Here is a 24,406-nt window from a genome sequence, read left to right on the forward strand (position 1 = left end):
GTGAAGAATTTACACGTATCACATTGACGCGCCGGCAGATAAGAAAAAGTTTGGCGATAAACACTACTCTTAGCGCCTATTGCAAAACCTTCTGCAACAAAAAAGCCGTGCAAGAGCACGGCTTTTTCTTATTACGAAGATGCTTTTTGGTGGCTGTATGCCGCCGCAACAAAACCTTCAAATAATGGGTGACCATCACGAGGCGTTGACGTGAACTCAGGGTGGAACTGAGCCGCGATAAACCAAGGGTGATCTTTATTCTCGATAATCTCAACTAGTTTCTTGTCTTCTGACAGACCAGTAAATTGCAGACCCGCTTTTTCAAGCTCAGCAACATAGTTGTTGTTTACTTCGTAGCGGTGACGGTGACGCTCAACGATTTCGGCATTACCGTATACTTCACGCACCTTAGAGCCCTCTTTTAAGTGGCAAAGCTGCGCGCCAAGACGCATAGTGCCACCAAGATCAGAGTCGTGGTCACGTACTTCAATCTTACCATCTGCATCTAACCACTCAGTGATCAGACCAACCACTGGGTGTGGGCTTTCAAGATCAAATTCAGTTGAGTTAGCACCAGTAAGACCTGCAACGTTACGTGCATACTCGATTAGCGCAACTTGCATCCCTAAACAAATACCTAGGTATGGTACTTTGTTTTCACGTGCATACTTTGCAGCTAAAATCTTACCTTCAACGCCACGGTTACCAAAGCCACCAGGTACTAAGATAGCATCAAGGTGCTCAAGTAACTCAGTGCCCTTGCTCTCGATATCTTGAGAGTCAACATATTCAATATTCACCGTTAAACGGTTTTTCAAACCAGCATGCTTCAATGCTTCGTTAACTGATTTATATGCGTCCGGTAATTCGATGTATTTACCAACCATACCAATTGTCACTTCACCAGTAGGATTTGACTCTTGATAAAGTACTTGTTCCCACTCAGATAAATCCGCTTCCGGACGCTCAAGGTAGAAACGACGACAAATGATGTTATCAAGCTCTTGCGACTTCAATAGCGCAGGGATCTTATAAATACTGTCTACGTCTTGTAGCGAGATAACTGCTTTTTCTTCCACGTTAGTGAATAGTGCAATCTTCGCGCGCTCGTTCGCTGGTAATTTACGATCTGAACGACAGATCAAAATATCAGGTTGAATACCGATTGAACGAAGCTCTTTCACAGAGTGCTGGGTTGGCTTAGTTTTCACTTCACCCGCAGGGCCTAAGAAAGGCACTAGCGTCAAATGCATAAACAAAGCGCTCTCACGACCAAGCTCTGTGCCTAGCTGACGAATTGCTTCTAGGAAAGGTTGTGACTCGATATCACCAACCGTACCACCGATCTCTACGATAGCAACATCATGGCCTTCCGCGCCTTCAAGCACGCGACGCTTGATGTCGTTTGTGATGTGAGGAATAACCTGAATAGTGGCACCTAAGTACTCACCTCTACGCTCTTTGCGCAACACGTCTTCAAATACACGGCCTTGTGTAAAGTTATTACGCTTGGTCATTTTTGTGCGAATAAAACGCTCGTAGTGACCAAGATCAAGGTCGGTTTCCGCGCCGTCTTCGGTTACGAATACTTCACCGTGTTGGATAGGGCTCATGGTCCCAGGGTCAACATTGATGTAAGGATCCAGCTTTAGAATCGTTACTTTCAAGCCACGTGCTTCTAAAATAGCGGCTAAAGAAGCAGCTGCAATACCTTTACCCAAGGAGGATACTACTCCGCCCGTTACGAAGATAAATTTTGTACTCATGCGAACCCTAGAAATTTCAGGAAAATTGGAATTTAAATAAGAATCAAGACGGGGCGATAGTATAGCAAAAGCACCTAAGTCATTCCAGCTAAAAATGACTTAGCACGGTAATATATTTTATCAGGAGGTCGTTTAAAATAACGAACAAACCGTAAAATCAGTCTCTGTTTTTACTGCGTTGACGACGTTTCACTGTCTCCCAAGCACCATCCATCTCCTCCAAGCTCGCATCTTTAAGTGATAGTGAGGACTCATTCAAAACGGCTTCGACTTGCACAAAGCGATTTTTAAATTTCTCATTGGCTTGACGTAGCAGCTGCTCCGGATCTCGTTTTATATGCCGGCTCACATTCACAGTTGCAAACAACAAGTCGCCCACCTCTTCCGCTGTATGTTCAGAGCGTGGATCAACTTGCAGCGCCTCGCTCACCTCTGCGACTTCCTCTTGTACTTTATCCCACGCGCCGTGATAACTTGGCCAGTCAAATCCGAGTTTGGCTGCTTGCTTTTGAATTTTGTAGGCTTTTGATAATGCAGGCAAGCTGCTTGGAATATCTGCCGCGAACGCCCCTTGTTTTTGTGCCTGTTTTTCTTGCTGTTTAATGGCGTGCCATTGCTGCTCAAGCTCTGCTTCGCTTAAGCTTTCCTGCTTTTCAAATACATGAGGGTGGCGTCTCACTAATTTGTCATTGAGAGTTTGCACTATGTCAGCAAAGTCAAACAACCCCTGCTCTTTTCCAAGCTGAGCATAAAAAATCACTTGGAACAGCAAGTCCCCCAACTCTTCTTTTAAGTGAGCAAAGTCGCCTTGCTCAATAGCATCGGCAACTTCGTGTGCTTCTTCTAACGTATAAGGGACAATGGTTTTAAAGGTTTGCTTCTTATCCCAGTCGCATCCAGTGCTTGGGTCGCGTAGCTGCGACATAATCTCTAGCAGCTGCTCTATCCCCATTGCTGTAGAAGGCTTAGAGTCGTTTGGCATCAAAAACACCTTCGATTTGCATCAATTTAGTCAGCAAGCGATGCATAGCAGAAAGGTCATCCACCTCTACCTTCATCATAAATACCGCCACGTTTTTATCGTCTTGGGTTTGTACATTCATATTGAGCACATTGACTTTTTCATTGGCAAGCACAGCGCTAATGTCTCGGATCAGCCCTTGGCGGTCGTGTGCTTCAATTTTTAATGTAATGGCGTACGACGCTTTAACATCCTCTGACCAACTGACTGCAATCTCACGCTCTGGATGTATATCCGTAATATGAGCAAACGACTCACAATCAGAGCGATGCACAGCAATACCTCGCCCCTGCGTGATGTAACCCACAATTTCATCGCCCGGTACCGGCTCACAGCATTTCGCCATATGACTCATCAAGCTGCCAACCCCATCAACGACCACTGCGTTTTTGTCGCCTTTAGTGTGTTTTGGCGAGGAGATTTTTAACTTAGGTGTATCCTCAGGTTTATCTTGCACGTAGTTCAGGAATTGATTGATACGAATATCACCGGCACCAATCGCCACCATTAAATCGTCGAGTTCTTTAAAGTTAAAGCGGTCAATCGCGGGTTCTAAATCTTTATAGGTAATATCTAGTTTTTGCAGATGACTATCTAAAATTTCCTTACCCGCTTGAAGATTTTTGTCTCTATCTTGCTGCTTAAACCAGTGATGGATCTTACTGCGCGCTCTTGAAGAATGAATATATCCCAGCGACGGGTTTAACCAATCTCGACTTGGCGAAGCATTTTTCTGGGTAAGAATCTCTACCTGATCGCCTGTGCGCAATGTGTAAGTGAAAGGCACTATTTTACCAAACACTTTTGCACCAATGCAGCGATGTCCAACATTAGAATGAATGTAGTAAGCGAAGTCGAGTGGCGTCGAGCCTAGTGGCAAATCAAAGATATCGCCCTTGGGCGTGAATACATAAACACGGTCTTCGACAACCTGATTCTTCAGCTCATCTGCTATTTCACTGCCATCTACCACTTCTTCTTGCCACTGCAACAGTTTGCGTAGCCAGCTAATTTTTTGCTCGTATCCTGAGTTTCTGCCCGGCAATGCACCTTCTTTGTACATCCAATGTGCCGCCACTCCAAGCTCTGCATCCCGATGCATGGCCTCAGTACGGATTTGGATTTCTACCGTTTTGCCCTCAGGACCAAATACCACGGTGTGGATAGACTGATAGCCGTTTTGCTTAGGCGTAGCAATATAGTCGTCAAACTCTTTGTTTAAATGCCGCCAACTGGTGTGCACAATGCCCAACGCGGCGTAGCAATCTTGAATTTCATCTACCACCACACGCATCGCTCGAATGTCGAACAACTGTTCGAATTCATAACTTTTCTGCGCCATTTTTTTATAAATGCTATAAATATGCTTAGGACGTCCATAGACCTGCGCTTTAATGCCTGCATCCGCAAGTTTTTGCGCCACCGAATTAACCATATTTTCCATATAGGCTTCGCGGTCTAGGCGTTTATCAGAAAGCTTCTTGGCAATAGACTTATACGTATCCGGATGCAAATAACGGAAAGAGAGATCTTCAAGTTCCCATTTTAATTGGCCAATCCCCAAACGGTTCGCAAGTGGTGCAAAAATATTGGCAGCCGCTTTTGCAGCAACGACTCTTTCTTCTTCAGATGCTTTCTTAACCGCACGCAAATGGCAGATTTGCTCAGCAAGCTTAATCACTACAGCGCGCACATCTTCCACCATAGCAAGTAACATACGGCGGATGTTGTCGACTTGTACCTTACCCGAGCTTTGGTGTGCCAAAGTGCTGATGGTGTCCATATTCTCCACCCCTCTTAAAAGCAGAGAGATATTTTTGCCAAGCGCTTCTTCCACTTGCTCAAGGGACAACTTTCCAGCAACAAAATAAGGAGTTAAAAACGCAGTTGCTAAGGATTCGCTATCAAAATTTAAGTCTGCAAGGATCTCTACCATTTCGATGGCGTTATTGAGATGTTCCGTTGACTCATCCGCGGGACAAAGTTCATAGGCCTTTTGCAGCCATGCTCTTTGATCTTCAGACAAGTTTAAGATAGTGAGTCGCGCATCAAACTCCAGTGGCAAAGTGGTTTGATGCGACTGCCGAGTAGCAACCATGTTTTGATACCTCCTTAAAATTACTTACCCGCCTCATTTTCGGGTAAATTATCTAGCCTAATGCTCGGGCAATAACGGCCTCATAGCTCAGGCTATTTACACTGCTTTTTAAACAGCGCCATGGTTTCGATATGTCCCGTGTGGACAAACATATTCATTAAGCTAAGCTTCTCTAATTCAAAGCCTGCCTGTGCTATTACCAAAGAATCACGCGCCAGTGTAACTGGGTCGCATGACACGTATAAAATACGGGTAAACTGCGTCAACGGTAACTGCTGTAAAACCTCAAGTGCACCTGGCCTTGAAGGGTCCAGTACTAATACATCCAGATTTGCGTCGAACCAAGCAGCCTCTGCAATCGACTGGGTTAGATCAAAACAGTGAAACTGAACATTACTGATTTTATTAGTTTGCGCATTTTGCTGAGCCATTGCAACCGATTGCGCTTCACCTTCTACCCCAATCACATTTTTTGCTTGTTTTGCGAGCACCAAAGAGAAATTTCCCACCCCACAGAAAAGGTCGAGGACACTTTCATCGTTACTCAGCTGTAGCCAGTCTGTCGCTTGGCGCAGCATTGCTTCATTTACCGATTGATTCACTTGAATAAAGTTGTTCAATTTAAATTCAAGTGTTAAGTCAAATTCACCAAGGTGATAGTGCGGCAACTGGGAATACACAACTGGCGTCTCGCCATCGTCAAACAGTACCTGACAATTTTCCAGCTCGTTTTGTAGCGTTTCGCGAGTCGAAGCGGACAGTGGCTTTGTATGACGACACAACACATAGTTATAGTTGTCAGCCTGACAAAGCTGAATATGACTGATTAGTCTAAACTCACTTAGCGACTGTGCAAGCACACTTAGCGTGTTAACAATACGATCAAAAGGCGACACCAATACGTCACACTGCGCTATTTCGATAATCTGCTTCGACTGACTTGCTCTAAAGCCTAACTTGACGCTTTTGCTTTGTTTATCAAAAATGCATGCCAAACGAGCTGCACGGCGATAATGAAGCGCCATAGAGGTGATCGGCGCTTGCCAAGGTAAGTGCTCGATGTTGGCAAAACGCGCAAAAAGTTTTTCGACTGCATGTTGCTTTTCATTGAGCTGACCATCAATACTTTGATGCTGCAAGCTACAACCACCGCACTGCTGGTAATGCGGGCAAAACGGTTTAACACGCTCTGTGGAGGCATTAAGTACTTTGGTCATCTTCGCTTCCAACAGTTTAGACTTTGCCTGTACAACCTGTGCTCTCACTCGCTCACCAGTCAAGGCACCAGCCACAAAACAGACCTTACCTTCATGGCGAGCAACACCTCGCCCCTGATGATCCATTGACTCTATGCTTAATTCTATTTGCTTTGACGGCTTAGCAGCTTTCTTAGCACGAAAAATCTGTGCCATTGGGTTCCTCATTTGTTTGCTTATCACGTCGGTAAAAGATAATCTTAGTTACAGATTTCTCTGCACTTTTTTGACCCTATGACAAAATTAAACCTGCGTGACAGTATTTTACTACTCACTCTTTTGCCAACCCTTTTGGTTGGCTTGCTACTTGGTGGTTATTTTACTATAAATCGCTACGTAGAGCTTGAGGAAATTCTGATAAGTCAGGGAAATCGCATTGCAGATTCACTTGCCATGTCAGTAGAATACCCAATAGAAAAACAAGATAAAGCGCACTTACACCGCATTTTAAGCCAGGCACACAATAAACATGCACCACTGGTAAAAAGCATCGCGCTGTTTGATAGCCAAAATCAGCTTATTCTTACCAGTAATTATCATAGTGAATTCGATAAATTACATTATTTTGGTGAAGTGCAAAAGCTACAAACCACCGAAGTCACTACACTAAAAAATACCTTTGTGTTTTATTCACCAGTTAAAAACCATTTAGCAAAAAAAACCGATTGGCACAGTGCAGAGCCGGCTACGCTGGCGATTTTAGTTGTGGAGATCAGTAAAGACCAAGCGTTGATATCGCAGCAACGCGCGCTGATTTTGAGTGCCATTGTTATTATTTTCTCCTTTTTACTTAGTGTTATGTTGGCCATGCGATTGTCACGTATGCTAACCAAACCAATTGCCAATTTGATTTTAGCCACAGACAAGCTCAACGAAGGTAAACAAGACATCGCAATCAATGAGCCGATGCGGGGTGAATTTGAGCTTTTGCGCCAAGGCTTGATCGTTATTGGCAGAAAGATGGCAAATCAAAAAGACGAAATGCAAAAGCACATTGACCAGGCAACTAGTGATTATCGTGAAACCCTAGAGCAGTATGAAACGCAGAATATTCAGCTCAATATTGCCAAAAAAGAGGCACAAGATGCTAACCGCGTAAAGTCGGATTTCTTGGCTAAGATGAGTCATGAACTTAGAACGCCGCTCAATGGTGTTATAGGCTTTACCCGTCAACTTTATAAAACACCATTAAATAAACACCAAAAAGATTATTTAGATACCATAGAGCTATCTGCAAATAGCCTGCTTACCATCATTAGTGACATCTTGGATTTTTCAAAGCTAGAAGCTGGTGCTATGGAGCTGGAGAATATCCAGTTTGAATTACGCGACGCCGTCAATGAGGTCATGACCTTATTAGCGCCAAGCGCTCACGAAAAGCAGTTGGAGTTTTCCATTTCTGTTAATCGCCAAGTGCCCGACAACTTAATTGGCGATCCTACGCGATTTAAACAGGTATTGACCAATCTGATCAGTAATGCCATCAAGTTCACGGAAAAAGGCTCAGTCAAAGTGGATATTAACCACCGTCTGATGGATGAATCCCAATCCTCGTTGCTAGTGTCTGTCAGCGATACCGGGGTCGGTATTGCTCAGGATAAGCAAGACGCACTATTTACGCCGTTTGCTCAAGCCGATACTAGTATTACCCGTAAATTTGGTGGCACAGGTCTAGGTCTTATCATCACTAAGCATATTGTTGAGGCGATGAATGGTCGTATCACTCTTAACTCAGCACCAGGAAATGGCACCTGTTTCTCATTTAACGCGGTCTTTGCATTACCAAACCGCCTATACAACGACAACTTACCAAGCAAGCCGCTTGAAAATAAACGCGTGCTCTACTTTGAACCACAAGAGCATACTCATTATGCGGTAATAGCTCAACTACAAGCGTGGGAAATGCAGGTCACTCGCTGCCTTACCGAAGAAGAGTTCGATACTGCCTTAGGCCAAGATTTTAATTACGATATCTGTTTAATTGGATCTATGGCAAGCGTCGACCAAATGCAAACCGTTAAGAGTTACATCAAGCAAGCTCGCGGATCCGCAGACTACCTATATTTGATGGTTAATACCGTCTCACATAATATGCGTGAGGCACTTATTGGCAGTGGAGCTGACGCTTGTTTAAGCAAGCCACTTAACCACAGAAAACTATGCGAAATGCTTGCAGCACCTTATCGTTTAGACCATCCAGACATGAGTGCCAATGAAATCGAAGCCACAAGTCTGCCACTTAAAGTGCTGGTTGCAGACGATAACGATGCTAACTTGAAGTTGATATGCACATTGTTAGATGAACAAGTAGAGGCAATAGATACAGCGCATAATGGTGCTCAAGCAGTCAGTTTATGTAAATCAAGAAAATACGACCTGATATTTATGGATATTCAAATGCCCATAATGGATGGTATAAGCGCCTGTAGAAGCATAAGAGAGTCGTCGTTAAATGAGGATACCCCTATCATCGCAGTCACCGCACATGCGCTTGCTGGCGAAAAAGAGCAACTGCTTAAAGATGGCTTTAGTAACTATATGACTAAACCCATAGATGAAGATATGCTCAAGCAAATTATTTGCGACCATAGCGCGTCTTCACCAGTAGCGAGACAAAAAAATATTGAGAGTCATCAGCACAGCGTGCCGCCATTTAATAGCCAAATGTTAGATTGGGGATTAGCATTACAGCGAGCGGGTAATAAACCTGATTTAGCATTGGAAATGCTCAATATGCTGCTTTCTAGCGTGCCCGAAACGTTGCAGCAGTTGGAGTCTGCACAAGACGCAGAGGATCTCCCGACGCTGCTCAAAGTAGTTCATAAATTCCACGGTGCCTGCTGTTATACTGGCGTACCAACCCTAAAGAAATTGGCTGAGATCATTGAAACGGGATTAAAACAAGAAAAACCACTCAGTGATATCGAGCCTGAGCTATTTGAGCTGGTTGATGGACTAACTGTATTACTAACAGATTCTGATCTCACTCAATCCAGTTAAATCTTATACACACCTATCTGCTCGCTACTTTATAAAAACCCTTTTGAAGTGGCGAGTAGATTAGGGATGTAAGACAACAACGATTTCTTAAACAGATAACACTTCAAACAACGTTTCCCGACAATTTATTACACTTTCTAACAGCACTTTCCCAAGTCTTGTAACAAACTTCTTACATTCTAAATTCTCGCAATTTTTAACTTACGAAAGGAATTCTGTATGTATCTAATCAAGTCAGCACTCACGTCTGCTGCCGTCTTCACATTAACCTTTGCTTCTTTTAGTCATGCCATTGAGCCGAAATCTAACGAATGGCAGGTTCGTTTAGGGGGAGGAGCCGCGGCTGCAGATTTGCCATGGAAAGGCATTGACAGTGAGTTTATCTCAATTCCCATTATCGATATCCAAAAAGGAAACTGGTTTATCAACAAAGATAGCCTAATTGGTTACCGCTTTCCTATTACTGAAGATTTATCTGTCTACTCTGGGTTGGGCTATCGTCAAGATGGCTATGACGGTGTATTCCGAGACGCAAAGTCTGAAGATAAGATTTTTGACGGATATGACGCGCCGGATGGCGATGTCACGGTTAACTATGGCGTCACCTATCTGTGGTTTACGCTCGCTGGTCACAGTGATATTTCCGATAATTCAGATTCAACCACGGCTACTTTTTCAGTATCAATCCCACTGTACAACGATGGTCGAGGATTTAAAATCTCGGCAGTAGGTAATGTAGAATGGCAGCAGTCTGATTATGTTAATTATATCTATGGAATAACTGGTGAAAATATCGATATTAGCCGAGGCCGATTCCGCTACTTAACTGCTGATGACGCTGTGAATTATTCCGCAGGGTTGACTGCGCATTATCAGATAAAAACACAACTCAGTCTGGTTGGTGGGATAACTCGAACTAAACTCGATGATGTTATTGCCAATAGCCCTTTGCTAGACAGAGACACCAGTGACCTCGCTTATGTTGGCCTAGTCTATCAATTTTAGGCTGTTGTCTGAGTTAAAATTAAATAAAAAACCCAAGTTAAACTTGGGTTTTTTATCATAATGCTTATTCACATCATCAACTAGTTTAGTCGCTTTCGGCGCTTTCCGCTTCTTGATTGTGTAGCTCAAGGCTTGCAGACATCACGGCTTCACGATTAGACTTTGCCGAATCGTTGCGTAGCTCATCAATATGGTTGAGGTAGTTCTGGTCAACGTCACCTGTGATGTATTGACCATCAAATACCGAAGTCTCAAAGCGAACGATCTCTGGATTTTCTTGACCAACGGCTGCAATCAAATCGCTTAGGGATTGGTAGATCAAACCGTCCGAGCCAATACTCGCATTGATATCTTCCACTTCACGACCATGAGCGATTAGCTCTGATGCAGAAGGCATATCGATGCCATATACGTTCGGGAACCTTACCTCTGGTGCTGCTGATGCAAAGTACACGTTCTTCGCACCCGCTTCACGCGCCATTTCAACGATTTGCGCTGATGTTGTGCCTCGCACAATCGAATCGTCGACAAGTAGCACGTTCTTACCAGCGAATTCTCTGTCAATCGCGTTAAGTTTACGACGTACAGACTTCTTACGCAGCTCTTGGCCAGGCATAATGAAAGTACGGCCAATGTAGCGGTTCTTAACAAACCCTTGGCGATAAGGAAGCCCTAGCACGGAAGCAATTTCAAGTGCGATATCACATGATGTTTCAGGGATTGGGATAACCACGTCGATATCTTTGTCGCCCCACTCTGTCGCGATTTTCTCACCGAGCTTGGTACCCATATTCACGCGAGTCGCATAAACAGACATTTTATCTATGTTTGAATCTGGGCGAGCAAAATATACAAACTCGAAGATACAAGGTGCAAGCGTCGTTTTAGCAGCGCAGATCTGAGAGAAAAACTCACCTTTTTCGGTTACGTAAATAGCTTCACCAGGTGCAACATCTCGCACAAACTCAAAGCCATCCGTTGCCAATGCGACACTCTCCGAAGCGAACATGTATTCCATGCCACGCTCAGTTTCTTTCTTACCGAACACAAGCGGACGAATACCATGAGGGTCTCTAAATGCCAAAATACCATGGCCGATGATCATCGCGATACTCGCGTAACCACCAGAAACAATAGACACAACCTCAGTTACTGCCGTAAACATGTCTTCCGCGTCTAATTTCATCTTGTCTGTTTTGCCAAGCTCGTGAGCTAAGATGTTCAGCAGGATCTCTGAATCAGACGTAGTATTAACGTGGCGACGCGCTTGAGTAAACAAACGCTCTTTTAATTTTTCTGCATTGGTTAAGTTGCCGTTGTGTGCAAGGGCTATACCAAATGGAGAGTTTACGTAGAAAGGTTGAGCTTCTGCTGAGCTTGAAGAGCCAGCAGTAGGATAACGTACATGACCAAGACCAATGTTGCCCTGTAGGCGTTTCATATGTCTTGTATGAAATACGTCTTTCACTAGACCGTTTGCTTTTCGTAAGCTAAACGTATTGTTGTCAATGGTAATAATGCCAGCCGCATCTTGGCCGCGGTGTTGCAAAACAGTTAAGCCGTCATAAATCGCCTGATTAACAGGAGATGTTCCGACTATCCCAACGATACCACACATTAAAAATTTCCTCGCCGATTAACGGTTTACTGAATCTAAAAAGCTCGAGTTATGTTCAAGATAGGAGAAAAACCACTCTATCACAAAGCCAAATTCAGGAATTAAGTTTGATGTTTTCCACCACTGCGTGTCTGGCGCACTGGTAAACGCATCAAGGAAAAAGAGTAAGGCGCTAACGACCAACACACCTCGAAGTCCACCGAATACAATCCCAAAGATCCTATCGGTGCCTGAGAGCCCAGTTCTTTGAACCAGTTCACTCAAGACATAATTAACAAGCCCGCCTAACATCAAGGTCGCAAAAAAGAGTATGGCTATTGCGGCTGCATTTCTTAAAAGGGGTTCTGAAATGAATGTTAGGAAGGTTGCGAGATATTGGTAAAAAATACTAGAGATGAAAAAAGCGCCGATCCATACGACAAGTGACATCGCTTCTTTGACAAAGCCTCGAAGCAAGCCAAAGATAGTCGATAAACCAACAATACCAAGAATGGCGTAATCAACCCAGATCATAGTAACCAATAAGTCGTTAATGTGGGGCGCATTCTAAAAGGTTTGGCATCTAAATGCCAGATCATTTTGTCACTTCAAATTGTGTCAAACGACCATTTAACTTAGTTAATTTCTTTAGTTCTGGTAACTTAGCTTCAAGTTCAGCTTTATTTAAGTCTGGTCCGACAAACACTTTTGTCAGTGTACCATTAGGGGTTTTAACGGGTTTTGTAAAGGTTTTAAAGCCATTGTCAGCAAGCTTCTTCGTCAGTGCATCGACGTTCGACTTATGCGAAAAGCTACCAAGCTGAATGACATAGGCCATTTTTGAAAAGTTAGCACTCTCTGGACGCGTTAATTTCGCCACCTCAACTTTGTCGGTCGTTGCGACGGGTTTCGCCTCAACGTGTGTAGGTGACGTATCTGATTGCGGCGTATTGGCTAGCGTTGTCTCTTCCGTGCCTTCTAGTTTTGCATCATCGGCGTGAATATCTTCCAACGGCTCAGAGGGCAACTCAGGCGCAAGCTTGGCTTGCGCATCCACTTTTTCTTGGAGATCAATGGTTTTGAACTCAGGTCTTTCAGGGATCGCTTGAAATCCTTCCTTGTAGTGGACCTTTTCACCATCAAGGATATTTGGAATAAAGATCACCGCAGCAACCACGACGATACTCGTTCCAACAAGGCGATTTATAAATACTGAGTTCACAACTTTACTCTCTACTAAACGTTAAATCTTCTTTGGTTATTTTCGCCAGTATTCCATTGCCTCAGCAACGGTAAAGAACGAGCCAAATACCACCAATGCCTGATCGCTCGTAAGGGTATCGAGCTGAGTATCAAGTGCTGCTGTAACGCTATCGAATAAGGTGACATTGCAACTTGGGTCAAGCAAAGGTTTAAGGTTTTCCGCACGCTCTCCACGAGGCCCTGAAAGTGAAGCTAAACTCCAGCTATCTACATATTGGGTGACTTCTTTCAGCACACTGGCTTTGTCTTTATCCGCAAGCATAGCGACTAAGGCATGAATTTTAAACCCTTTTTGCTTTAGTTCTTGTAACTTAGTTGCCAAATATCTTGCAGACTCTGGATTATGAGCAACATCTGTATAGACTAGCGGCGTGGTATTGAGTCGCTGAAAGCGACCTTCCACTTGCAAATTTGCCAAACAAGTCTTCACTGCATCATAGCTAGGTAGCAACTCAAGTTTAGCTAATACCGTTAACGCTGTCGCAGCATTTTGTGCTGGAATGGCTGGTTTGTCGAAGTGCCAATCAAAATCAAGATATTGCCATCTAAACTGAGAATCTAGCGGGGTAAAATAAAAATCGCGCTTTGATAACACCATATCTGCCGCAATTTCGTCGCCATAGTCTGTAACCGTATGTGGAATATTTAAATCGCCAACGATTGCAGGCTTACCACTGCGGAAAATGCCAGCTTTGTCATAGCCTACCAGCTCTCGGGTATCACCCAGATACTCTTTATGATCTAAGTCAACAGTCGTGATAACAGAGGCAAATGGCGAGACTATATTCGTCGCATCAAAGCGCCCGCCTAAACCAACTTCAAGCAAAATATAATCAACCTTACAGCGCTTGAAAATACTTAACGCGCCAAGCGTACCAAACTCAAAATAGGTCAGCTGAGTGTCTTTGCGGGTGTCATCGAGGAATTTAAATGCATCGATATGATACTGATCTTCAAGCTCTGCCCCATTCACTCGGACACGCTCGTTGTAGCGCACTAAATGTGGTGAAGCGTAGGTGCCAACCGAAAACCCTTGTGCGAGCAACAACGACTCCAAGCACCTGGCCGTTGTGCCTTTACCATTGGTTCCACCAATTAGAATAATTTTACTGAAAGGCTCAAGTAATCCGGCTTGCTCGGCAACTTGCGCTACACGCTCAAGTCCCATTTCAATGGTGGCTGGATGAATTGCTTCTAAATAACAAAGCCAATCATCAAGGCTTGATGATTGGCTAGGCTGTTTAACCGTCATAAGTTGAGTAGCTCAATTTGAAAAATTTACGCTACTCTATGCTCTTGTTCAGTGGAAGGCAAGTCCATAAACTTCGCCAAAATACGCGCTAACGTATCGCGCATTTCACGACGGTCGACGATCATGTCAATCGCACCGTGCTCTAATAAGAACTCACTGCGCTGGAAACCATCAGGTAGGGTTTCACGTACAGTTTGTTCGATAACACGTGGACCCGCAAAACCGATAAGTGCTTTTGGCTCTGCCACATTGATATCACCAAGCATTGCCAATGATGCAGAAACACCACCCATAGTTGGATCGGTTAATACTGAGATAAATGGCAAGCCTTTATCACTCATTTTTGCCAATGCAGCACTTGTTTTTGCCATTTGCATCAATGACATAAGTGCTTCTTGCATACGTGCACCACCAGATGCAGAGAAACAGATTAACGGCATGTTATGTTCTAAACAAACGTTAACTGCATCAACAAATCTCGCACCAACAACCGACGCCATTGAACCACCCATAAAGGAAAACTCAAAAGCAACAGCAGCAACAGGAATACCCTTTACGCGGCCTTTCATTGCAACTAAAGCGTCTTTTTCACCACTTACCTTTTGCGCTTGAACGATACGATCTGAATATTTTTTAGAGTCTTTAAACTTTAATACGTCTTGTGGCTCATGCTCTGTGCCAAGCTCTTGACGATCTGCATCATCTAAAAAACTTTCAAGGCGCTTACGTGCCGTAATGCGCATGTGATGATCACACTTAGGACATACGTTTAACGACTTTTCTAATTCCGCTTTGTATAGGATTGAATCACAATCTGTACACTTTGCCCAAACCCCTTCTGGGATCTCTTTTTTACCAGAAGATTTAGTGGTTTTAGGTAAGATCTTTTCTAACCAACTCATTTGCAACTCTCTATCGTGCTTTATTCTGTTCCGTCAGTAAAGACAGACATCTTTTCCCAATTAAATCATGATTTAGCTATAGGTGATATAAAAAACTGGTCTTAAGAGTACAAGGTACTACATAAATATGACCGTTACACTAATTCCTCAGGCAAGAATAAAGGCCCAAGCGGCATCTTTTCTATTTGCCATTGTTCAGGATAGTCCACATCAACTAAATACAATCCGTTAGGTTTTGCCGTAGCACTTGCTAACGTGCGATCTTTTGCAACAAGCAGCTCCGCCATCCACTCAGGCTCTTGCTTGCCAACACCAATATCAAGTAAACAACCTGTAATATTGCGCACCATATGATGCAAAAACGCATTTGCTTTAATATCAATGACAATATATTTGCCAATGCGTTTCACCTCTAAGTGATGGATATTACGAAACGGCGTATTAGACTGGCAATGTACCGCCCTGAAAGAAGTGAAATCTTGCTCCCCTATCATCACAGGGCATGCAACTTTCATTCTTTCAACATCAAGCTCGTGGTGAAAATGCGTTACGCCACTGCGTAAAATACCCGGCCTGTAGGTGTGATTATAAATAACGTAGCGGTATCGACGAGCTGTCGCAGAAAAACGAGCATGGAACTCAGGGTCGACTTCTTTAGCAAATCGTACCGCAATGTCGTCGGGAAGCTGAGAGTTCATTCCTAATGTAAAAGCGCTCATATCGCGAGCTGAATCCGTGTCAAAATGCACGAGTTGACCCGTTGCATGAACCCCTGCATCAGTGCGCCCCGCGCAAGTTATCTCAACGGGATGATTACAGATATTCGATAGCGCTTTTTCTATTTCTTCTTGGACACTGCTGACATGATTTTGCCTCTGCCAACCACTATAATTTGCACCATTATATTCAATGCCTAACGCTACTCGCATACTTTTTCTATCGCAACCCATAACAAAAACGACATTTTATGCCATTGGCGATGTGAATTAAAGCGCTTAAGCTAAGAAGTAGATGATGATACCGGCCAAACAAGGCAATTACTTTGTGTGGTCGGTATCGTTGATGTGAGTATTAAGACTCTGTAAGACTGGATTTAAGCGACTTTGCCTCAGCTTGCACAGAATCCGGACCATTCTCAATAACATCGTTGAGCGTTGATATCGCCGAATCATAATCTTGAATTTCGATATAAGCTTTCGCTAAATCTAGTTTAGCGGCAAACCCTTCATCCTCTAAATCAACATCCGTGGTATTTTCACCCGCTAATAGTTCTTCAAAATCGCCAAGCCCAACATCCATATTTGCACCGACGTAAGGTTCAACATCGCTATCAAGATCGTCGCTTTGTTCAAGTAGGTCTTCAATTTCTAAGTAGTCTTCTGTACCTTCGGCGTCCGTTGGTAGCGCTTGGGCTTCCCCTGCGACCAATTCGTCTTGTAACAAGCTATCGAAATCTACTTCAAAATCTTCTGCATTTCCGGCGTCAAAGTCACTGGGATCGTCCAGTTCGCTGAGTAGAGCATCGAAGTCTGCTTGGGTAAAGTCAGCCATAAATTCTTTTTCAATCTCGGCTTCATTGACCTCTGGTAATTCAGATTCAGTTTGTGGCTCAGAAAGTAGAGTTTCCAAGTCATCTTCATCGTTTAATTCTGGCAGCACGTCTTCGATTTCAAGCTCAGGTTCAGACTCAAGCTCATCATTTTCTGCAGCTTCGACCGGTGCTTCAGGTTCGTCTTCAAGCAAGGTCTCTTCGTCAAAATCTGCGTTTAACTCTGGCAGTTCATCTTCGATTTCAAGTTCAGGTTCAGACTCAAGCGTATCACTTTCTGCTGCTTCGACCGGTGCTTCAGGTTCGTTTTCAAGCAAAGCCTCTTCATCAAAATCTGCGTTTAATTCTGGCAGCTCGTCTTCGATTTCAAACTCAGATTCAGACTCAAGCGTATCACTTTCTGCTTCTTCGACTGGTGCTTCAGGTTCGTTTTCAAGCAAAGCCTCTTCATCAAAATCTGCGTTTAATTCTGGCAGCTCGTCTTCGATTTCAAGCTCAGATTCAGACTCAAGCGTATCACTTTCAGCTTCGTCGAGCGGCGCTTCAGATTCGTCTTCAAGCAAAGCCTCTTCATCAAAATCTGCGTTTAATTCTGGCAGCTCGTCTTCGACTTCCAGTTCAGGTTCAGGTTCAGACTCAAGCGTATCACTTTCTGCTGCTTCGATTGGCGCTTCAGGTTCGTCTTCAAGCAAGGTTTCTTCGTCAAAATCTGCGTTTAACTCCGGCAGCTCGTCTTCAACTTCCAGTTCAGGTTCAGACTCAAGCTCATCATTTTCTGCAGCTTCGACCGGTGCTTCAGGTTCGTCTTCAAGCAAGGTCTCTTCGTCAAAATCTGCGTTTAACTCTGGCAGTTCATCTTCGATTTCAAGTTCAGGTTCAGACTCAAGCGTATCACTTTCTGCTGCTTCGATTGGCGCTTCAGGTTCGTCTTCAAGCAAGGTCTCTTCGTCAAAATCTGCGTTTAACTCTGGCAGATCATCTTCGATTTCAAGTTCAGGTTCAGACTCAAGCGTATCACTTTCTGCTGCTTCGACTGGTGCTTCAGGTTCGTCTTCAAGCAAGGTTTCTTGGTCAAAATCTACAGTTAACTCCGGCAGCTCGTCTTCAACTTCCAGTTCAGGTTCAGACTCAAGCGTATTAATTTCTGCAGCTTCGACTGGTGCTTCAGGCTCATCTTCAAGCAAGGTTTCTTCGTCAAAATCTGCGTTTAACTCCGGCAGCTCGTCTTCAACTTCCAGTTCAGGTTCAGACTCAAGCGTATCACTTTCTGCTGCTTCGACTGGTGCTTCAGGTTCGTTTTCAAGCAAGGTATCTTCGTCGAAATCCGCACTAAATTCAGGCAAATCATCTTCATCAAAGCCAGAGATTTCATCGTCGAGAAGATCGTCATCAAGCCCGTCCTCTATATCAAATTGAGCGTCATTGGATAATGCTTCTGATAATGCTTTTTCGGTTTCGCTTTGCGAGTCAGTAGTTTCAAGTTCTTCGCCAAGTTCCAGCTCAGGGTAACTCTCTAGCTCTGCGCTTGGTTGCAGATCTTCTTCGTCAAGAAACTCTTCTTCTGCCAGTAAATCCACTTCGTCATTAAGTGGATCATCTCCCAGCTCAATTTCAACTTCTTCATCCGAAAAATCGTCTTCAAGTTCAGCATCCAACTCAAACTGTTCTTCGGCTTGAAGCTCCTGTAATAGCTCATCAACACTTTTTAAGTCAGGATCTTCAAATTCACTGTCTTCGTCAGCTTGAACATTCTCATCACTAAAATCTGCTTCATTGGCTAGATCGGACTGCAATGTATCTTCCATCAGTTCTTCAGATGATTCCGGAATAGCATCCTCTTCATCCAACATACCAGACAAGTGTCCTGACTCCGTTTGCTCAGACTCTGCTAAAAGCTGTTCAGATCCTAGTTCACGCTCGTCAGATACCTCTTCCAGCTTTGGTAAAGCATCTTCTGGTGCTTCATCTAATAAACCATCAAGCTCGTTATCTGCTGGCTCACCAACTTCCTCTTCAAGCTCCGGCAAAGCTTCTTCTGCCGTTTCGTCAACTAATGCATCGAGATCGTCGTCGGCCAGTTCATCAGATTCTTCTTCCAGCTCTGGCAAACCATCTTCTGCCGTTTCGTCAACTAATGTATCGAGATCGTCGTCGGCCAGTTCATCGGATTCTTCTTCCAGCTCCGGCAAAGCTTCTTCTGCCGTTTCGTCAACTAATGTATCGAGTTCAACGTCGGCCAGTTCATCAGATTCATCTTCCAGCTCTGGCAAACCATCTTCTGGTGTTTCGTCAACTAATGCATCGAGATCGTCGTCGGCCAGCTCATCAGATTCTTCTTCCAGCTCTGGCAAACCATCTTCTGGTGTTTCGTCAACTAATGCATCGAGATCGTCGTCGGCCAGTTCATCGGATTCTTCTTCCAGCTCTGGCAAAGCTTCTTCTGGTGTTTCGTCAACTAATGCATCGAGATCGTCGTCGGCCAGTTCATCAGATTCTTCTTCCAGCTCTGGCAAAGCTTCTTCTGGTGTTTCTTCAACTAATGTATCGAGTTCAACGTCGGCCAGTTCATCAGATTCATCTTCCAGTTCGGGTAACAGCTCTTCCTGTGCTTCATCCAATAAAGCATCGATATCATCACCAGCGAGATCATCTGACTCTTCTTCTAATTCCGGCAACGTATCTTCTTGTACTTCATCTAATAAAGCATCGAGTTCATCGTCGGCCTGTTCATCGGATTCTTCTTCCAGTTCAGGTAACAGCTCTTCCTGTGCTTCATCCAATAAAGCATCGATATCATCACCAGCGAGAGCATCTGACTCTTCTTCTAATTCCGGCAGCGTATCTTCTTGTGCTTCATCCAATAAAGCATCGAGTTCATCGGACTCTTCTTCCAGTTCAGGTAACGGCTCTTCCTGTACTTCATCTAATAAAGCATCGAGTTCATCACCAGCGAGATCATCGGACTCTTCTTCTAATTCCGGCAACGTATCTTCCTGTGCTTCATCCAATAAAGCATCGAGTTCATCACCAGCGAGATCATCGGACTCTTCTTCTAATTCCGGCAACGTATCTTCCTGTGCTTCATCCAATAAAGCATCGAGTTCATCACCAGCTAGATCGTCAGACTCTTCTTCTAATTCCGGCAACGTATCTTCTTGTGCTTCATCCAATAAAGCATCGATATCATCACCAGCTAGTTCATCGGACTCTTCTTCCAGTTCAGGTAATGTATCCTCTTGTGCTTCATCCAATAAAGCATCAATATCATCACCAGCGAGAGCATCTGACTCTTCTTCTAATTCTGGCAACGTATCTTCCTGTGCTTCATCCAATAAAGCATCGATATCATCACCAGCGAGATCATCGGACTCTTCTTCTAATTCCGGCAACGTATCTTCTTGCGCTTCATCCAATAAAGCATCAATATCATCACCAGCTAGATCGTCAGACTCTTCTTCTAATTCTGGCAACGTATCTTCTTGCGCTTCATCCAATAAAGCATCGATATCATCACCAGCGAGAGCATCTGACTCTTCTTCTAATTCTGGCAACGTATCTTCCTGTGCTTCATCCAATAAAGCATCGATATCATCACCATCAAGCGTATCTGGCTCTTCGTTAATTTCAGCTAACGCATCGTCTTGAACTTCATTTAATAGAGCATCAATATCATCACCCGCAAGCTCACTACTTGGTTCCTCAAAATCAGGCAGTGCATCATCGTCAGCATCTTGAGAAGCATCAAGTAGTGCATCGATATCATCAGCATCGACTAAACTCTCACTATCAAAGTTGCCGCTAAATTCGGGCTCTTCATCTAGCGCCCCGTCAAGAATTGAATCGATATCATCGTCGTTTGCAACAGCATCCGCTTGCTCATCAGCAAGTTCCTCGCTCAGGGCAGCAAGCGCATCATCGCTAACATCAATTTCTTCGTCTTGAGACTCGTTGAACAAATCATCTAGATCGCTGTCACTTAAAATATCTTTGCTATCATCAACATCGAGCGAAACTTCATCATCAGCCTCCTCGAAGCTCTGTTGCATAAAGTCTTCGTCGTGATCATCACCAAACGAAATATCTTCGTTTAGTAAGCTATCCAGTTCGTCTTGATCTAACGTATCACTTCCTTCATCGAAGTCGTCATCAAGTGAGTCAAAGGTAATTTCATCGTCTTCAGGTAAGATATCGTCATCTAACTGAACGCTTGCGCCCAGTGCATCTTCATCGTCGCCTATTCCGATATCAAGTGGGTCTGGCTCAGAGTCAAATGCAGTCGCAGCGCCTGCAGCCACGGATGGTGTTTGCGGAAGAAAATCGTCATCATCTGTTGACGTCTGAGATTGCTTTCTCCGGCGTAGGAACATAACGAATCCAGCAATTGCCAGTAGTGCTGGCAATGTAGCAAGTAATGCAATGCCAGCTGGCGAGCTAAAAAATGCGCTTAACTCGCTACTTTCTTGCGCTTTTGCTTGAGCGGCTTGCTGATCAATCATTTCATTTTGCAAGTCGATAACAGCCTTTAGCTGTTGTTGGATTTCGCTGTCTTTTCCAAGCTGAGTACGAACCGTTTGAAGCTCGGTAGAAATAGCGCCGAGCTGTTGCTTTAACTTATTGTTTTCGGATAGAATTTCTTCAACATTACGCACCGAGGACTTGAACTCTTTTTGTAAGTCCATCAGCCTCATGTCCTGTTCCATCTTTAAAGAGCGCAGTTGATTAGTCAGGTCTTTTTTTGCTTCTTCAACATCGACTTTACGAGCTTGCGTAACCTTTTTTTCAGCTTCGTTGATTGCATTTGGGTTCAATAATCCCTTACGCTTCATTTCCCAAAGTTTGTCATCTTGATCCGACTTTTGCTTTGCCAACTCAGGGTTTACACTGCGAATTTCATTGATGGTAGGAATACGTAAATACGCCCCATCCTGCATATGGTTGAGGTTTTTATCTAGAAATGAATTAGGATTTTTATCGTAAAGCGCCTTCATCACCTGATAAATGGTGACCGAGTCATCTGGTCGCACTTTTTGTGCTATACGCCACAATGTATCCGTGGGTCTGATAGGCCCTATTGACCGACCTTGAGCCCCATAATCAACCCCTTTAGGGCCTTTTAGCACTACCCCCTCTTGGGTATATACTGGTGTGGCAATCAGTGCGAATACAAAGATACTAAATAAGGCTAAACCGCGCATGCCGATCCTTTACTCAAATGTTTAACACCCGTTAAACGACGTTTTATTATTATGGCTTTGAAGCAAGCTCTATTCCAAATGCAAACTATAAACCAGATATGTTGGAATATCCATTGCAACGTATTGAAAGTTAACATGGTTATAATGCTTTTTACTGATTTTGGAATAGCTGATATAGGTGAAGAATAGTCAAGTATTTGACTTAACGGCAAACTTCTTGGCAGAAGTTTGCCGTCATAGTGCAGAGAAGTAAGCAAAACTTTGCTTACTTTGCGATATCAAAGGGTACCTATAGATAGCTTTCTATAAGGGCTTCTGCTATTTGAATGCTATTTGTTGCTGCACCTTTTCTGGTGTTGTCTGATACCACCCATAAGTTTAAGCCTAGTGGATGTGAAATATCTTGCCTTACACGACCCACATAAACGGTATCGTTACCACTTGCATCACTTACCGGTGTTGGGTAGTCGTTTTCGTCTTCAATTAGTTCAACACCCGGCGCATCAGCAAGTAACTGCTTAACATGTTCAAGATCATAAGGCATGCGCGTTTCAAGATGAATGGCTTCAGCATGACCAAAAAACACAGGAACGCGAACCGCAGTCGGGTTAACCAAAACACTTGAGTCGCCCAAGATTTTTTGCGTTTCCCACACCATCTTCATTTCTTCTTTGGTGTAACCATTTTCTTGGAACGCATCAATTTGAGGAATGACATTAAAAGCGATTTGTTTGCTAAACACTTCGTTTTCCATCGGTCTTGCATTCATTAAGTTTGCAGTTTGCTTAGCCAACTCATCTACCGCTTCTTTACCTGCACCAGATACCGCTTGATAAGTTGAGACATTAATTCTGTCAATGCCATAGGCATCATAAATTGGTTTAAGTGCCACTAGCATTTGGATTGTAGAGCAGTTTGGGTTAGCAATGATATTACGATTTCTAAAATCGGCAAGACTGTCTTTATTCACCTCAGGAACTACTAATGGAATATCAAAGTCGTATCTAAAATGTGAGGTGTTATCTATCACAATGCAGCCAGCTTCAGCGGCGATTGGTGCATATTTCTCCGACACGGAACCACCCGCTGAAAACAAACCGATATGGGCATTAGAAAAATCAAACTCTTCAACATCCAGAACTTCGATTTTTTCACCCATAAAGTCAATCTCTTCACCCGCGCTTCGGCTACTCGCGAGTGGGTATAATGTGTCTACAGGAAACTTTCGTTCTGCTAGTAATTCGATAATTTGCTTGCCAACAAGACCTGTTGCGCCAAGTACCGCAACATTATATTTTTGCGACATTATTTTTCCTCATTCTGTAATATACCAACCACAGCACTTAACTCTTGTGCTCAGAAAAGCCAAGTTGGTAAAGCTTTTCACTGATTGGTGAGTCATTATTGACTGCAATTGTACTAAATTCTCGACGCACGGGATATGCTTTACGCAAGGTATCAAAGCCCAATGTGTTTAGCTGTTTTCTCATGATGCCATCATCACGACGAATGTCATAAACAAGATGCGCTAAATTGATAATATCCTGCTCGTTGGCTGTGCTTTGCAATTGGCAGCCAGTGACACTTGGCTTAGGAAGAAAATCACTAATCGTTTTGCTGGCTGGTAAATCGAATTCTCGGCATACGGCTTCGTATAACATTTGCGTGCCTCGTGCCTTGCCTTCTAGCGTGTGGCCAGCAATATGTACAGATGCAAAGCGAGTATATTGCAATAATGGCTGCAAAATATTCGGCTCATTTTCCCAAACGTCTAAGATCAGCTCGAGCGCTTGCCCACCCTCTAAAGCGCGCAAAAGCGCTTGATTATCGATAACATCTCCACGGCTTGCGTTGATTATCACCGTACCCGGCTTTAATGCCGCTATCCGCGGTGCATCAAGTAGATGAACCGTTTTATGCGGGCCTTGCTTAACTAATGGAACGTGAAATGTCACGATATCCGCGCGCGCTAAGGCTTCATCTAAGGCTACATGTGAATCCAATGTCCCCGCTTGCTGCCTTACGGGGTCACACAATAATATCGTAAGACCAAGCCCTTTAAGCTTTGATGCCAAACACGCGCCAATATTACCAACACCAATGATGGCAATCGTTTTATCTTGAAGTGGCGTGGAAGTTTCTTGTGCGTATGCAAGTAGAGCGCTTATCACGTACTCGGCAACAGCTATCGCATTACAGCCTGGTGCGCTGCTGAACGAGATATTGGCGCTGGCCAACAATGAGGTATCAATATGATCAATCCCTATTGTCGCAGTCCCAACAAACTTCAGATTATCTGCTTGTGCTAACAGGGCCTCATTGACCTTAGTGACTGAGCGAGTCAACAGAATATCGACGTTTTTTAGCTCGTCAGGTTGAAGGTTACGGCCATCAAACCGTGTTACCTCACCAATTTCGCAGAAGAATGACTCAACTAAGGGCATATTTTGATCGGCTAATATTCGCATGCGGGTTTCCTGTCACCTATTGTCTCGAGTACTC

At 43.9% G+C, this 24,406-nt stretch carries 15 protein-coding genes; 2 read left to right on the forward strand and 13 right to left on the reverse strand.

Annotation, left to right across the window (positions count from 1 at the left end):
* Positions 1-131 precede the first annotated feature (131 nt).
* The 4 genes from ABMY45_RS10625 to rlmD form a co-directional block, all read right to left on the reverse strand.
* Positions 132-1,766 carry a CTP synthase gene (locus ABMY45_RS10625; protein ID WP_010369341.1) on the reverse strand — a complete coding sequence of 545 codons (1,635 nt, stop codon included), beginning with the start codon at positions 1,764-1,766 and terminating at the stop codon, positions 132-134.
* A 157-nt stretch (positions 1,767-1,923) separates the two neighbouring features.
* Positions 1,924-2,748, reverse strand: coding sequence for a nucleoside triphosphate pyrophosphohydrolase (gene mazG / locus ABMY45_RS10630; RefSeq protein ID WP_206471540.1), 825 nt, complete (start codon positions 2,746-2,748; stop codon positions 1,924-1,926).
* The gene (gene relA / locus ABMY45_RS10635; RefSeq protein ID WP_174168518.1) at positions 2,732-4,885 is read right to left on the reverse strand and encodes a GTP diphosphokinase; all 2,154 of its coding nucleotides are present in this window, start codon (positions 4,883-4,885) and stop codon (positions 2,732-2,734) included. Before relA ends, mazG begins: the two co-directional genes overlap by 17 nt.
* 92 nt (positions 4,886-4,977) lie before the next feature.
* Complete coding sequence (rlmD, locus tag ABMY45_RS10640) at positions 4,978-6,297, reverse strand: 23S rRNA (uracil(1939)-C(5))-methyltransferase RlmD (RefSeq protein ID WP_349288862.1); 1,320 nt, start codon at positions 6,295-6,297, stop codon at positions 4,978-4,980.
* A 78-nt stretch (positions 6,298-6,375) separates the two neighbouring features.
* On the opposite strand from rlmD, the gene barA reads away from it, so the two are divergent.
* Both barA and ABMY45_RS10650 read left to right on the forward strand, forming a co-directional pair.
* A complete protein-coding gene (barA, locus tag ABMY45_RS10645) occupies positions 6,376-9,141 on the forward strand; it encodes a two-component sensor histidine kinase BarA (RefSeq protein ID WP_102056438.1) in 2,766 nt (921 codons plus the stop codon).
* A gap of 219 nt (positions 9,142-9,360) precedes the next feature.
* On the forward strand, positions 9,361-10,146 hold the full coding sequence (locus tag ABMY45_RS10650; protein WP_010606275.1) for a MipA/OmpV family protein: 786 nt from the start codon (positions 9,361-9,363) through the stop codon (positions 10,144-10,146).
* Positions 10,147-10,231: 85 nt separating this feature from the next.
* On the opposite strand, the gene purF is transcribed toward ABMY45_RS10650, so the two are convergent.
* The 9 genes from purF to ABMY45_RS10695 form a co-directional block, all read right to left on the reverse strand.
* A complete protein-coding gene (purF, locus tag ABMY45_RS10655; protein WP_349288863.1) occupies positions 10,232-11,764 on the reverse strand; it encodes an amidophosphoribosyltransferase in 1,533 nt (510 codons plus the stop codon).
* Positions 11,765-11,782: 18 nt separating this feature from the next.
* The gene (locus tag ABMY45_RS10660; RefSeq protein ID WP_010369359.1) at positions 11,783-12,277 is read right to left on the reverse strand and encodes a CvpA family protein; all 495 of its coding nucleotides are present in this window, start codon (positions 12,275-12,277) and stop codon (positions 11,783-11,785) included.
* A 61-nt stretch (positions 12,278-12,338) separates the two neighbouring features.
* A complete protein-coding gene (locus tag ABMY45_RS10665; RefSeq protein WP_206471538.1) occupies positions 12,339-12,965 on the reverse strand; it encodes an SPOR domain-containing protein in 627 nt (208 codons plus the stop codon).
* 36 nt (positions 12,966-13,001) lie between these two features.
* Positions 13,002-14,258, reverse strand: coding sequence for a bifunctional tetrahydrofolate synthase/dihydrofolate synthase (gene folC, locus ABMY45_RS10670; RefSeq protein ID WP_102056437.1), 1,257 nt, complete (start codon positions 14,256-14,258; stop codon positions 13,002-13,004).
* Between the two features lie 26 nt (positions 14,259-14,284).
* Positions 14,285-15,160: an acetyl-CoA carboxylase, carboxyltransferase subunit beta gene (gene accD, locus ABMY45_RS10675; protein ID WP_010606271.1), complete on the reverse strand. Its 876-nt coding sequence runs from the start codon at positions 15,158-15,160 to the stop codon at positions 14,285-14,287.
* 134 nt (positions 15,161-15,294) lie between these two features.
* Entirely contained in the window at positions 15,295-16,089 is a 795-nt protein-coding gene (gene truA / locus ABMY45_RS10680) for a tRNA pseudouridine(38-40) synthase TruA (protein WP_010606270.1), read from the reverse strand.
* 142 nt (positions 16,090-16,231) lie between these two features.
* Entirely contained in the window at positions 16,232-21,904 is a 5,673-nt protein-coding gene (locus ABMY45_RS10685) for a FimV/HubP family polar landmark protein (RefSeq protein ID WP_349288864.1), read from the reverse strand.
* A gap of 289 nt (positions 21,905-22,193) precedes the next feature.
* A complete protein-coding gene (locus ABMY45_RS10690; RefSeq protein ID WP_039496085.1) occupies positions 22,194-23,210 on the reverse strand; it encodes an aspartate-semialdehyde dehydrogenase in 1,017 nt (338 codons plus the stop codon).
* 37 nt (positions 23,211-23,247) lie between these two features.
* Positions 23,248-24,372, reverse strand: coding sequence for a 4-phosphoerythronate dehydrogenase (locus ABMY45_RS10695; RefSeq protein WP_206471214.1), 1,125 nt, complete (start codon positions 24,370-24,372; stop codon positions 23,248-23,250).
* Between the last annotated feature and the right edge of the window lie 34 nt (positions 24,373-24,406).

This window comes from Pseudoalteromonas sp. XMcav11-Q (genome assembly GCF_040104525.1).
GTDB lineage: Bacteria > Pseudomonadota > Gammaproteobacteria > Enterobacterales > Alteromonadaceae > Pseudoalteromonas.

Coding starts and splice junctions, on each gene's coding strand:
- ABMY45_RS10660 (WP_010369359.1), bottom strand. CDS start 12,277: ATGATCTGGGTTGATTACGCCATTCTTGGTATTGTTGGTTTATCGACT.
- ABMY45_RS10695 (WP_206471214.1), bottom strand. CDS start 24,372: ATGCGAATATTAGCCGATCAAAATATGCCCTTAGTTGAGTCATTCTTC.
- relA (WP_174168518.1), bottom strand. CDS start 4,885: ATGGTTGCTACTCGGCAGTCGCATCAAACCACTTTGCCACTGGAGTTT.
- mazG (WP_206471540.1), bottom strand. CDS start 2,748: ATGCCAAACGACTCTAAGCCTTCTACAGCAATGGGGATAGAGCAGCTG.
- accD (WP_010606271.1), bottom strand. CDS start 15,160: ATGAGTTGGTTAGAAAAGATCTTACCTAAAACCACTAAATCTTCTGGT.
- ABMY45_RS10650 (WP_010606275.1), top strand. CDS start 9,361: ATGTATCTAATCAAGTCAGCACTCACGTCTGCTGCCGTCTTCACATTA.
- purF (WP_349288863.1), bottom strand. CDS start 11,764: ATGTGTGGTATCGTTGGGATAGTCGGAACATCTCCTGTTAATCAGGCG.
- barA (WP_102056438.1), top strand. CDS start 6,376: ATGACAAAATTAAACCTGCGTGACAGTATTTTACTACTCACTCTTTTG.
- ABMY45_RS10685 (WP_349288864.1), bottom strand. CDS start 21,904: ATGCGCGGTTTAGCCTTATTTAGTATCTTTGTATTCGCACTGATTGCC.
- ABMY45_RS10690 (WP_039496085.1), bottom strand. CDS start 23,210: ATGTCGCAAAAATATAATGTTGCGGTACTTGGCGCAACAGGTCTTGTT.
- rlmD (WP_349288862.1), bottom strand. CDS start 6,297: ATGGCACAGATTTTTCGTGCTAAGAAAGCTGCTAAGCCGTCAAAGCAA.
- truA (WP_010606270.1), bottom strand. CDS start 16,089: ATGCGAGTAGCGTTAGGCATTGAATATAATGGTGCAAATTATAGTGGT.
- ABMY45_RS10625 (WP_010369341.1), bottom strand. CDS start 1,766: ATGAGTACAAAATTTATCTTCGTAACGGGCGGAGTAGTATCCTCCTTG.
- folC (WP_102056437.1), bottom strand. CDS start 14,258: ATGACGGTTAAACAGCCTAGCCAATCATCAAGCCTTGATGATTGGCTT.